Source organism: Salicola sp. AFF1, assembly GCF_056783195.1.
Genome location: NZ_JBXAYL010000006.1, coordinates 121,906 through 134,848 on the forward strand (window position 1 = coordinate 121,906; position 12,943 = coordinate 134,848).

General features: G+C 59.1%; 9 protein-coding genes. 2 read left to right on the forward strand and 7 right to left on the reverse strand.

The window, feature by feature from the left end; all coding sequences use genetic code 11:
• Positions 1-13 precede the first annotated feature (13 nt).
• From AC1RQI_RS05805 to sdhC, 5 genes are all read right to left on the reverse strand, one after another.
• A complete protein-coding gene (locus AC1RQI_RS05805) occupies positions 14-2,851 on the reverse strand; it encodes a 2-oxoglutarate dehydrogenase E1 component (RefSeq protein WP_481904019.1) in 2,838 nt (945 codons plus the stop codon).
• Between the two features lie 157 nt (positions 2,852-3,008).
• Positions 3,009-3,713 carry a succinate dehydrogenase iron-sulfur subunit gene (locus tag AC1RQI_RS05810; protein ID WP_416634663.1) on the reverse strand — a complete coding sequence of 235 codons (705 nt, stop codon included), beginning with the start codon at positions 3,711-3,713 and terminating at the stop codon, positions 3,009-3,011.
• Between the two features lie 15 nt (positions 3,714-3,728).
• Positions 3,729-5,501 (reverse strand): succinate dehydrogenase flavoprotein subunit, encoded by a 1,773-nt coding sequence (gene sdhA, locus AC1RQI_RS05815; protein WP_416634664.1) that lies wholly within the window; start codon positions 5,499-5,501, stop codon positions 3,729-3,731.
• A gap of 3 nt (positions 5,502-5,504) precedes the next feature.
• Positions 5,505-5,852, reverse strand: coding sequence for a succinate dehydrogenase, hydrophobic membrane anchor protein (sdhD, locus tag AC1RQI_RS05820; protein ID WP_416634665.1), 348 nt, complete (start codon positions 5,850-5,852; stop codon positions 5,505-5,507).
• The gene (sdhC, locus tag AC1RQI_RS05825) at positions 5,846-6,220 is read right to left on the reverse strand and encodes a succinate dehydrogenase, cytochrome b556 subunit (RefSeq protein ID WP_416634666.1); all 375 of its coding nucleotides are present in this window, start codon (positions 6,218-6,220) and stop codon (positions 5,846-5,848) included. The genes sdhD and sdhC overlap by 7 nt, the downstream gene beginning before the upstream one ends.
• Positions 6,221-6,604: 384 nt before the next feature.
• Here sdhC and gltA point away from each other — a divergent pair, with 384 nt between their 5' ends.
• On the forward strand, positions 6,605-7,879 hold the full coding sequence (gene gltA / locus AC1RQI_RS05830) for a citrate synthase (RefSeq protein WP_416634667.1): 1,275 nt from the start codon (positions 6,605-6,607) through the stop codon (positions 7,877-7,879).
• A 66-nt stretch (positions 7,880-7,945) separates the two neighbouring features.
• The gene (locus tag AC1RQI_RS05835; RefSeq protein ID WP_481904020.1) at positions 7,946-8,818 is read left to right on the forward strand and encodes an NAD(P)-dependent oxidoreductase; all 873 of its coding nucleotides are present in this window, start codon (positions 7,946-7,948) and stop codon (positions 8,816-8,818) included.
• A gap of 78 nt (positions 8,819-8,896) precedes the next feature.
• Here the strand turns inward: AC1RQI_RS05835 and topA are convergent, their stop codons facing one another.
• Complete coding sequence (topA, locus tag AC1RQI_RS05840; protein ID WP_481904021.1) at positions 8,897-11,590, reverse strand: type I DNA topoisomerase; 2,694 nt, start codon at positions 11,588-11,590, stop codon at positions 8,897-8,899.
• Positions 11,591-11,739: 149 nt separating this feature from the next.
• Positions 11,740-12,915: an acetyl-CoA C-acyltransferase FadA gene (gene fadA, locus AC1RQI_RS05845; RefSeq protein ID WP_416634670.1), complete on the reverse strand. Its 1,176-nt coding sequence runs from the start codon at positions 12,913-12,915 to the stop codon at positions 11,740-11,742.
• Between the last annotated feature and the right edge of the window lie 28 nt (positions 12,916-12,943).

The window sequence follows — 12,943 nt, forward strand, 5'->3', positions numbered from 1 at the left end:
TTGTCGGGACTCGTCAGACGGTGAACGCGTCTTCCACGAGCTGTTTCTGTTCCTGAGCGTGAACACTGGGATAGCCGGAAGCCGGCGCCGCCGAGGCCTTACGGCCCGCGTATTCAAGCCGGGGCCTTTTGGGAACACGCTCCAGGGCCTGGCGCATATGATGCTGACTGCAGTACCACGCGCCCTGGTTCATGGGCTCTTCCTGACACCAGATCGCCTTCTCGATGTGAGTGTAAGGTGCCAACACCGCAGCAAGATCTTCGTGCGGGAAGGGATAGAGCTGTTCAATCCTCACGATCAGCGTGTCATCCCGTCCATCCGTCTTCTGTTTATCGAGCAGGTCGTAATAGACCTTGCCGCTGCACAGTATGAGCCGCTTGACCTTGCGGGGATCCGGCATTTCCTTGGGCGGCAACACCGTCCGGAAGGTGCCTTCGCAAAGATCATCCAGTGAGGAGACCGCTTCCTTGTGGCGCAGCAGGCTCTTGGGCGTCAACGCGATCAAGGGCTTGCGCAACGGCCGCTTCACCTGGCGGCGCAGCATATGGAAAACCTGGGACGGCGTGGTGGGCACACAGACCTGAATGTTGTGCTCGGCACACAGCTGCAGGAAACGTTCCAGTCGAGCCGATGAGTGCTCCGGACCCTGCCCCTCGTAACCGTGTGGCAGCAGCATTGTCAGCCCACACAGGCGCGCCCACTTGTGCTCACCACTGGTAATGAACTGGTCGATCACCACCTGCGCGCCGTTGACGAAGTCGCCAAACTGCGCTTCCCAGATGGTGAGAGTCGTCGGGGTGGTCGTGGCATAGCCGTACTCGAACGCCACTGCTGCCTCTTCCGAAAGGAGCGAATCGTAAATCTCGAAACGCGGCTGATCCTCCCGGATATGCTCCAGGGGCACGTACTCCGAGCCATCCTTCTGGTTGTGCAGAACCGCGTGACGGTGCGAGAAGGTGCCCCGACGCGAATCCTGGCCCGTAAAACGGATGGGATGCCCTTCATGGATCAGCGATGCGTAGGCCATGGTTTCCGCATAACCCCAATTGAGCGGCAATGCCCCCTGGGTCATCTTGCCCCGATCCTCCATGATCTTCTTGACCTGACGCTGGATGGTAAAACCTTCCGGGATCGTCGAAATCTTGCGCCCAAGTTCCTGCAGCGTCTTCATGGGCACGCTTGTCTTACAGCGCGCGGTCCACTCATGACCGATGTAAGGCGTCCAGTCCACGTACAGATCCGTGTTGGGCTCCTTCACCAGAGCATCCACCACGTGGTCACCGTTATCGAGCTTGTCGCGGTATTCCTCAAACAGCTTTTTGGCATCCTGATCCTGAATAAAGCCTTCGCTGACAAGCTGCTTCACGTAGAGGTCACGGGTGGTGGGATGGTTGCGGATCTTTTCGTACATCCGCGGCTGGGTCGCGGAAGGCTCATCCGCTTCGTTGTGACCGCGCCGCCGGTAGCACACCAGATCGATCACCACGTCCTGACCGAACTCATTGCGATAATCCATCGCCAGCTGGGTAACATACAGAACGGCCTCGGGATCGTCCCCGTTCACGTGCAGTATAGGCGCCTGCACCATCTTGGCCACATCCGTGCAGTATTCCGTTGATCGGGCGTCATAGCGGTGACTGGTGGTAAAGCCAATCTGGTTGTTCACCACGATATGCACCGTCCCGCCGATGCCATAACCCCGGGTCAGCGACATCTGAAGGCTTTCCATGACCACGCCCTGGCCGGCAAAGGCCGCGTCCCCATGGATCGCAATCGGCACCACCTGGTTACCGTTGTCATCCTCACGCCGCGCCTGACGCGCCCGTACGGAACCGCCCACAACAGGCGTCACGATCTCCAGGTGTGAGGGATTGAACGCCAGCGCCAGATGCACCTCGCCGCCTGGCGTCATGACGTTGGAAGAGAAGCCCTGATGGTATTTCACGTCACCGGAGCCCTGCTCCATGGTCACCTTACCATCGAACTCATCGAACAATTCCTTGGGGTTCTTGCCCAGAGTGTTGACCAGAATATTGAGCCGACCCCGGTGGGCCATCCCAATCACAATCTCGCGGGCGCCGTAGGAACCGGCGCGCTGGATCAACTCACTGACACAAGGGGTCAGCGATTCCGCCCCTTCAAGACCAAAACGCTTGGTCCCCGGATACTTGGAACCCAGATACTTTTCCAGTCCTTCAGAGGCGTTGAGCCGCTCCAACAGGTTCAGGCGCGTCTTGGCCTCGTAGTTGGGATGGGACTTGACGCTTTCCAGCCGTTGCTGGAACCAGCGCTTCACCGTGGTATCCACGATGTGCATGTACTCAGCGCCCACGGTGCTGCAATAGGTCCGCTCAAGCCCATCGATGATGTCACGCAACTTCATGCGCTCGGAGCCGAAGAACAGGGACCCGGTCTGGTATTCAACATCCAGGTCATCATCGTCCAGCTCATGGTACCGGTAATCGAGATCCTTGATCTTCGGCCTGTTCAACAGCCCAAGTGGATCCAGGTCCGCATTCTGATGGCCACGGAACCGATAGGCATTGATCAGCTGGAGAACGCGAACCTGCTTTTCTTCAGCCTTGGAGATGGAAGAGGGAGCGCCCTGGGCGGGAGAGTGACGGCGCTGGTTCTGGGAAATATATCGAAACTGCTCTCGGATATCTCGATGTGGGACATCGGGTCTGTGGTCGCCTGGTGTTCCCGGAATCTGGTCGAAATAACGCCGCCATTCCTCCGGAACGCCGTTGGGATCTTTCAGGTAGGTTTCAAACAGATCCTCAACGTAAGCCAGATTCCCACCCTGTAGGTGGGAGGTCCGCCACAGCTGCTCCATTACGCTTTCATGCATGGCACTCGCTCGCCTCTGACTGGACTTCACGCGGCCTTAGCCTTTTGGGCACCGGCCACGCTCCTCTGCGCGACATGGATTTGCCGTAACGCGCATCAAGCAAGGGCGGCCTGTAGGCCGCCCTGAGCGTCTTCTGGCGTGAACTGTGTCGCAATAATCAGGTTGTGCGCTGCATCAGCATAGTACGGATATGGCCGATTGCACGTGTCGGATTCAGTCCCTTGGGACAGACACTCACGCAGTTCATGATCCCGCGGCAGCGGAAAACGCTGAACGGGTCATCCAGATTATCAAGACGTTCCGCGGTCGCCGTGTCACGGCTATCCGCCAGAAAACGGTACGCCTGGAGCAGCCCCGCCGGCCCCACGAATTTGTCCGGATTCCACCAGAACGAGGGGCACGACGAGGAGCAACAGGCGCATAGAATGCACTCGTAGAGCCCGTCGAGCTTTTCCCGGTCCTCGGGGGACTGCAGGCGCTCAATGGCGGGCTCCGGATTGTCATTGATCAGGTACGGCTGGATCTTCTCGTATTGCTGATAGAAGATCGACATATCGACTACCAGGTCCCGGATAACGGGCAGCCCCGGCAGTGGACGCAGTACCAGCTTGTTCTTCTTGACCACTTCCGACACCGGCGTCACGCACGCCAGCCGGTTGGTCCCATTAATGTTCATGCCGTCGGAACCGCAGACCCCCTCACGGCACGAGCGCCGGAACGCAACGCTCGCATCCTGTTCTTTGATCATGTGCAGAACGTCAAGAACCATCAGGTCCTTACCTTCCGGAAGCTCAACCTCGACATCCTGCATGTACGGAACATTGTCCGTTTCAGGGTTGTACCGATAGAGACTCACCAGCATTAGACCACCTCTTATTTAGTACTTCCGGACTGTCGGCGGAAACGCATCCATCGAGCGCGGCGCGAAGTTGACCTCGCGCTGACCCAACCGCTTCTCAAGCGGGAAATAGATGGAATGCTTCAGCCAGTGTTCGTCATCGCGATCGGTATAGTCGTTGCGGGCATGAGCCCCACGGCTTTCGCGACGCTCAATGGCTGAAACCGCCGTTGCGTACGCCACTTCGTAGAGGTTTTCCAGTTCCAGCGCTTCAACACGGGCGGTATTGAAAGCGTTGCTGGTGTCCTCAAGCTTGGTATTGCGGATCTTTTCACCGAGCTCATCCAGGATCTTAAGACCTTTCTCCATGGGTTCGCCATCACGGAAAACCCCGAAGTAAAGCTGCATAGTATCCTGGAGTTCCTTCTTGACATCATAAACGCGCTCGGTCCCCTCGCCGCTATTGAGCCGGTCAAGGCGCGCCATGGCCTGTTGGATGTCACTCTCGCTGGCTTCCATGCTGTCGCCGCCTTCCCGCAGCTGTTTCTCGATCTGAAGACCAGCCGCCCGACCGAAAACCACCAGATCCAGAAGGGAGTTACCCCCAAGCCGGTTCGCCCCGTGCACCGACACCGAAGCCGCTTCGCCACAGGCGAACAACCCTTCAATGGGCTGGTCATCACCATTCGCGTCCTGAGTCATGACCTGACCACCAATGTCGGTGGGAAGGCCGCCCATCATGTAGTGACAGGTTGGTACCACGGGGATTGGCTCTTTCACCGGATCCGCGTGCGCGAAGGTCCGGGAGAGCTCCAGGATGCCAGGCAGACGCAGATTCAGCGTTTCCTCACCAAGATGGTCCAGCTTGAGGTAAACATGGTCCTTGTTGGGGCCACAGCCACGGCCTTCCAGAATCTCCAGCACCATGGCCCGCGCGACTACGTCGCGGCCAGCCAGGTCTTTCGCGTTCGGGGCATAGCGCTCCATGAAGCGTTCACCCTCGGAGTTCACCAGATAGCCGCCCTCACCCCGGCAGCCCTCGGTCACAAGGGTGCCGGCGCCATGGATGCCGGTGGGATGGAACTGCCACATTTCCATGTCCTGCACCGGAATACCGGCCCGCAGGGCCATGCCAACGCCGTCACCGGTATTGATCAGGGCGTTCGTGGTGGAGGCATAGATGCGCCCCGCCCCACCGGTTGCCAGGACAGTGGCCTTGGATTTGATGTAGACCACTTCGCCACTCTCGATCTCAATGGCGATAACACCAACCACCTGGCCGTCCTGATTCTTGACCAGATCAACCGCATACCACTCATTCAGAAACGTAGTGCCGCCCTGAAGGTTGGCTTGATAGAGCGTGTGGAGCAACGCATGGCCGGTACGGTCCGCAGCCGCACAGGTGCGCGCCGCCTGGCCACCCTTGCCGTACTCCTTGGACTGGCCACCAAACGGCCGCTGATAGATCCGGCCGTTTTCAAAACGGGAGAAAGGCAGCCCCATGTGCTCCAGCTCATAAACGGCTCGTGGGCCTACGGAACACATGTATTCAATGGCTTCCTGGTCACCAATGTAATCCGACCCCTTAACGGTGTCATACATGTGCCATCGCCAGTCATCATTCGGATCCGCGCTGGCAATGGCGCAGGTTATACCACCCTGGGCGGATACGGTATGCGACCGGGTGGGAAAGACCTTGGAGATACACGCCGTGTCGATGCCGGACTGGGTCAGCTGCTGCGCGGCCCGCAAACCGGAACCGCCTCCGCCGATCACGAGTGCATCAAACGACATGGTTCTAAGATTGGACATGATTCAGAGCCCCCAGAGAATCTCGACACCCCATACGAGGTAGACAAACATGATCAGCCCGCAGGCGGCCTGGATGAGAAATCGCAGCGCCGTGGGCTTGATGTAATCAGTGGTAACCGTCCACAGGCCGACCCACGAATGGATACCAAGTGAGATCAGCGCCAGAAGGCTGAAGATGCGCATCCACATCTGATCAAACAGGCCGGCCCATTGCGCGTAATCGAGATTGGACGAGCCCAGCACAAACCCCACCAGAAACAGGGTATACAGCGCCAGAACAACGGCTGACACGCGCTGCATCAGCCAGTCATAGGCACCGGTGCGCCCGAGGTTGGTGACACTCTTTACCATATCCAGACTCCCAGCAGAACAATCAATACAGCAGCAACCACGAAGGTGATCTTGGTGCTGAGGCGACCGCCTTCCAGCGTTTCGCCCACTCCCATATCCATGATCAGGTGCCGGATCCCGGCCACCAGGTGATAGGCAAGCGCTGACAGCGTTCCCCACACCACGAGTTTACTCAGTGGGTGTGCCATCAGCGCTGCCACGGACGCGAACCCGGCCTCGCTGGCCAGTGATCGATCGAGACCATAAAGAAGAAAAGCGATTCCCACGAACGCCACGATGCCGCTGATGCGGTGCAGAATCGACGCAATAGCGGGAATGGGAAAATGGATGGTGCTGATTTCAAGATTAACCGGTCGTTTGGTCGTCACGGCTCCTGACCCCTGTCTGGTGCGCCGGGCAGAGTCGGTTGGCTCCGACAGCCGGACACAGTGTGTTGGTGGATCCTAGCTTTGATCAGCGGGCGGGTATAAACCGCCGACTCTGGCGGGCTCCCGTCTACGGGCTTCGAATTATAGAGGCTGCCCCTATTGATTACAAACCGGCAAGAAGCTCAACCCTTTCAATGACCAACACTCGATTGACAATTGGTAACACCGCCCTATATTTTCGCGGACCGCGAAGGCGTTACCTGGCGACCCGCCGACTGGCCCACCCGACTGTAGATTCGTGACGTCCGGGTCAATCTTCTGCGATACTTGGGTCCGCTGTGCGTCATCTCCAGCACTGGTTTGCTGAACTGACAGGAGAACACCATGTCCAACGAGAAAGCAACGCTTTCGGTCGGAGGCCGAACCCTGGAACTACCGGTCTATTCCGGTACACAGGGCCCTGATGTCATTGATGTGAGGAACCTGGTCCAGGAAGGCTGGTTCACTTTTGACCCGGGATTTGTTTCCACGGCCGCGTGCGAGTCGAAGATCACCTTCATCGACGGGGCGAACGGGGTTCTCCTGCATCGCGGCTACCCCATCGAGCAGCTTGCGCAGAACGCCGACTACCTTGAAGTCTGCTATCTGCTGCTTCACGGGGAACTGCCCACCCCGGAAGAGAATGAACGCTTCCGCCGCACCGTCAACAACCACACCATGATCCACGACCAGATGAGCCACCTTTTCAACGGGTTCCGTCGTGACGCGCACCCGATGGCGATCATGGTCGGCGTCGTGGGCGCCCTTTCGGCGTTCTATCACGACACAATGGATCTGACGGAAGAGCACGAGCGCGAGGTGGCAGCCCATCGGCTCATTGCCAAGATGCCGACCATCGCCGCTATGTGCTATAAGTACTCAATCGGCCAGCCCTTCATGTACCCGCGCAACGACCTGGGATACGCCGAGAACTTCCTGTATATGATGTTCGGTGTTCCTTGTGAGGAATATAAGGTCAATCCGGTATTGGCTAAGGCCATGGATAAGATCTTCATCCTCCACGCCGACCATGAGCAGAATGCCTCTACGTCCACGGTCCGCCTTGCCGGCTCCACTGGCGCCAACCCCTTCGCCGTAATCGCCTCCGGCATAGCTGCGCTCTGGGGCCCCGCGCACGGGGGCGCTAACGAGGCCGTACTCAACATGCTCAATGAGATTGGTGACGAGTCACGCGTTGAAGAATGCGTCGAGCGTGCCAAGGACAAGGACGACCCCTTCCGTCTCATGGGCTTCGGCCACCGGGTGTACAAGAACTTTGACCCGCGGGCGCGGGTAATGCGCGACACGGCCCATGAGGTCCTGCAGGAGCTCGGTCTGGAGAACGACCCGCTGCTGCGGATTGCCCAGCGTCTTGAGCAGATTGCCCTGGAAGACGAGTACTTCATTGAGCGCAAGCTCTATCCCAACGTCGATTTCTACTCCGGGATCATTCTCAAGGCGATCGGCATCCCGACCTCCATGTTCACCGTGATCTTCGCACTCTCGCGCACCATCGGCTGGTTTTCCCACTGGAATGAGATGGCCAGCGGCAATTACCGTATCGGTCGGCCGCGCCAGCTCTATAGTGGCTATACCCAGCGCGACTATCCGAGCAAGTGACCGCCACCAGAGAAAACCCGCTTTAAGGCGGGTTTTCTCATTTCTGGGACAGCTAGGGAGGCAAACATGCAGATTGCGTTCATTGGTCTCGGGGTCATGGGCTTTCCCATGGCCGGTCATCTGGCCGAGGATGATGGTTTGTCCGTAAAGGTCTACAACCGTTCCCCCGACAAGGCACAGGCCTGGACCCGAGCGTATCCGGGAGAATCCAGGGAGCGTATTGCAGACGCCGTAACGGGAGCGGATGCCGTCATAACCTGCGTTGGGGCGGACCCGGACCTAAGAGAGCTTTACACCAGCGACAGCGGCATTATCGCTAACGCCCCCAAGGGCGCGCTTCTGATCGACCACACCACGGCGTCCGCCAGCGTCACCCGGGAACTGGCCCAACAGGCCGCGGACTCGGGCCAGAGCTGGGTCGACGCGCCGGTCTCCGGTGGCCAGCAAGGCGCGGAAAACGGCCAGCTGACGATCATGTGCGGTGGGGAGCGCAGCGCCTTTGACCGCGCCCTGCCCCTGCTGAATTGCTATGGCAAGGCGGTGCACTACATGGGGGAAGCAGGTCACGGCCAGCTGACCAAGATGGTCAACCAGATCACCGTCGCCGGGCTACTGCAAGGGCTCTCCGAGGGGCTCCACTTTGCGGAAACTGCTGGGCTGGATCCCGCTTCGGTTGTGCAGGCCATCAGTGGTGGAGCAGCACAGTCCTGGCAGATGGATAACCGGGGGCAGACCATGATCGAGGGTGAATACAATCATGGCTTCGCAGTGGATTGGATGCGCAAGGATCTCGGCATCTGCATGGCGGAAGCACGGAACAACGGCGCCAGCCTGCCCGTCACCGCATTGGTGGACCAGTTCTACTCCGATGTGCAGAACCTGGGCGGCGGGCGGTGGGACACCTCAGCGCTACTGGAGCGTTTGCGGGCGAATTCCTGAGTCCCGATCACCCCCTGCAGGAGCGAGCCCCGCTCGCGATACGCCTGATCGCCTGCGAGGCAGGCTCCTGCAGGATGGTCAACTGGCCTTGCGTTTACCGCCCTGGCCCCCGGATTTCTTCTTCTCATGGGGCTCCCACCGTCCATTGCGGTAGTAAGCCTGCCAGCCGGTTGCCTTACCGTCCTTTTCCGACGCGACATACTGCTCTTTTGTCTTGCGGCTGTAGCGCACCGTGGTCGGGTTCCCCTCGGGGTCACGCTCGGGCGCATCCAGTATATAGGCGTACTTGGGATCCAGCTCGGCAGCATGAGGCTTGATCTCGCTCACCAGGGGCGGCCGTGTCTCCCGGTTCTTGGGAAACTGGCTGGCTGCAAGAAACAGGCCTGAGGCACCATCACGCAGCACATAGGTGTCATCCACCTTCTGGCACTGGAGTTCGGGCATCGGAATCGGGTCCATCTTGGGGGGTGCCGGCTCGCCGTTACGCAGCAGTTTCCGGGTGTTCTTGCACTCCGAGTTGGTGCAGTCGAAGTATTTGCCAAAGCGCCCGCTCTTGAGCTGCATCTCGCTGCCGCACTTGTCGCACTCCAGTGTGGGCCCTTCATAGCCCTTGATGCGGAAGCTGCCGTATTCAAGCTCCTGTCCGTCGCAGTCCGGACTGTTGCCACAGACATGCAGCTTGCGGGTCTCATCAATCAGGTAGCTATCCATAGCGGTGCCGCATTTCGGGCACCGGTGCTTCTCCCGCAGCAGGCGCGATTCACCCTCGCCGTCATCGTCCTCGTCCGAGCTGACCGCCTCGTCTCCGGGTATCAGGTTGATGGTCTTCTTGCAGCGCTCCTTCGGCGGCAGGGAATAGCCCGAACACCCCAGGAAGACCCCTGTACTCGCAATCCGGATCTGCATCGCCCGCCCGCAGTCCGGGCATTCAATGTCGGTATCAATCGGTGTGTTCGAACGCATCCCGTTCTCTGGAGATTCCGCTTGCCGCAACTGCTCCGAGAACCGCTCATAGAACTCATTGAGCACCTGCTTCCAGTCTTCATTACCCTCCGCGATTTCGTCGAGTTCTTCCTCCATGCGCGCCGTGAAGTCGTAATCCAGAAGGTTGGTAAACGACTCATGCAACCGGTCCGTGACAATGTCACCCAGTTTTTCGGCGTAGAAGCGCCGGTTCTCAAGGCGCACATAACCGCGTTCCTGGATGGTCGAGATAATGGAGGCATAGGTTGACGGGCGACCGATACCGCGCTTTTCAAGCTCCTTGACCAGAGAGGCTTCCGTGTAACGGGGCGTCGGCTTGGTGAAGTGCTGGCTCGGCGTCAGCTCGCTCAGGCTCATGCGGTCGCCTTCCGATATATCCGGCAGTTCCACGTCCTGATCCTTATTGCCGGAGGGCGGCAGCACTTTCTGGAAACCATCAAACCGGATGATGCGGCCACGCGTCTTGAGCTGGTAATCCCCCGCTGTAACGATCACCGATGTACTCAGGAATTCCGCGTCTGTCATCTGGCAGGCCACGAACTGGCGCCAGATCAGATCGTAGAGGCGCTCCGCATCCTTCTCGAGGCCACTGATGTCCTGGGCGCGCTTTTTCACGTCCGAGGGTCGGATCGCCTCGTGCGCTTCCTGTGCGCCCTCACGGGACGTGTAATAGCGTGGCTTCTCAGGCAGGTAGTCTTCCCCAAAGCTGGCCTGGATATAGCCGCGCGCGGACTGGATGGCATCCTGGCTGAGGTTGGTCGAATCCGTCCGCATATAGGTAATGTAACCCGCCTCATACAGACGCTGGGCCAAAGTCATGGTTTTCTTGACGCTGAACCCGAGACGATTGCTTGCCGCCTGCTGCAGCGTGGAGGTGATAAACGGCGCTGAGGGCCGGGACTTGGTGGGCTTGTCCTCGCGCTTGGTGACGCGAAACGCCTGGTCGTCGTCCGCCAGCGCCCTCAGGCGTTCAACGTGCTCGCTACTTTGTTGCTCATTGGTGGGCCTATAGGGCTTGTCACCGTATTTCGCCACCCAGAACGGAATGCCAACGTTCTTATGCTGGGGAGGCGTGAGTAACGCATCCAGCTCCCAGTATTCCTCGGGCACAAAGGCGCGGATCTCGCGCTCGCGCTCAACAATAAGACGAACCGCAACTGACTGCACCCGGCCTGCTGAAAGTCCACGGGCGATCTTGCTCCACAACAGTGGCGATACCATGTAACCCACCACCCGATCCAGGAACCGGCGCGCCTGCTGCGCCTTGACGCGATTGGTATCCACTTCCGTGGGCTCTGAAAATGCCTCCTGAATGGCACGCTTGGTGATTTCGTTGAACACCACACGACGGTATTTGTCGTCCTCGCCGCCAATGGCTTCCTTCAGATGCCAAGCAATCGCCTCCCCCTCCCGGTCAAGGTCCGTTGCCAGATAGACCGCGTCCGCGTTATTGGCCAGGCGCTGCAGCTCACTGACCACCTTTTCCTTACCGGGAAGGATCTCATACTGGGCTTCCCAGTCATTTTCCGGGTCCACGCCCATACGCCGTATCAGTTGATCATGGGCCTTCTGCTTCTGATAGCGGGCCTTGGTTTCCGGATCCATCTTGCGGGTCTGGGCGGCTTGGCGGGCCCGCTCCTTGGGGTCCACTTTGGTGCCACCGGAGCCGCTCACCGGAAGGTCCCGGATGTGGCCCACGCTGGACTTCACGATGTAGTCATCACCAAGGTACTTGTTGATGGTTTTGGCCTTGGCGGGAGACTCCACGATTACCAGACTTTTACCCATAACGGCGAAAACATCCTCAGAACAGTGTAGTGACCATGGGGCCGACCATGGACGTGGCGACAATATATAGGGATTCGGTCATGGCGGGTCAAGTCACAGCAAACAAAAAGCCCGGCACGAGGCCGGGCTGATCGGGACTTGAAAACGGCTCAGAGCCGCTCGAAGACGGTGGCCGTCCCCTGCCCCAGGCCAACACACATGGTGGCTACACCCAGGGTTCCCTGATTCTGCTGCATGACGTTCAGCAACGTGGTGGCGATCCGGGAGCCGGAGCAGCCCAGTGGATGCCCCAGGGCAATTGCGCCCCCGTGGATGTTGACCTTGCTGTCCATCTCATCCAAAAGCTTCAGATCCTTCAGTACCGGTAGGGACTGCCCGGCAAAGGCTTCATTCAGCTCCCAGTAATCGATGTCCTCAACCTTGAGGCCGGCACGCTTGAGGGCCTTCTTGGTGGCCGGAACCGGACCATAGCCCATGATGGCGGGATCCACGCCCGCAACGGCGGTCGCACGGACTTTCGCCACCGGCTTGAGGCCCAGTGATTCGGCCTTCTCGGCGGACATCACAAGCATACTGGAGGCACCGTCGGTCAGCTGGGAGGAGGTACCAGCAGTGACCGTGCCATCCTTCGGATCAAAAGCCGGCTTGAGCTGGGACAGGCCTTCCACAGTCGTATCCGGGCGGATGGTTTCATCCTGCTCAATCAGCTTCCGGAAGCCGTTCTCGTCATGCCCTTCGACCGGCACGATCTCATTGTCAAAGTGGCCGTTGTCCCGCGCCTGTGCAGCACGATGGTGGGAACGCGCACCAAACTCATCCTGCTGCTGCCGTGTGATGCCGTGCATCTTCGCCAGCATTTCCGCCGTCATCCCCATCATGTTGGAGGCTTTGGCGGAGTACTTGGATGAGGCCGGGTTGTGGTCGAAGCCGGATTCCATGGGGATGTGGCCCATGTGCTCAACGCCACCGATCACAAAAACATCACCGTTGCCGGTCTGGATCCCCTGGGCCGCCGTCTGCAGGGCACTCATGGAGGAACCGCACAGGCGGTTCACCGTCTGCCCGCCCGACTCGTGCGGAATACGGGTCATCAACGACATCTGGCGGGCCACGTTCAGGCCCTGCTCGCCAAACTGGTTCACACAGCCCCATATCACATCCTCAACCTCTTTGGGATCGATCTTGGGATTGCGATCAAACAGCGCTTCAACCAGCGCCGCGGACAGATCCTCGGCGCGCACATTGCGGAAACAGCCATTTTTGGCACGGCCCATCGGCGTCCGCACGCAATCGACTATGACAACGTCTCTCGGATTAAGGCTCATAGATCTTCTCCGTTCGGAAATCTCGTTC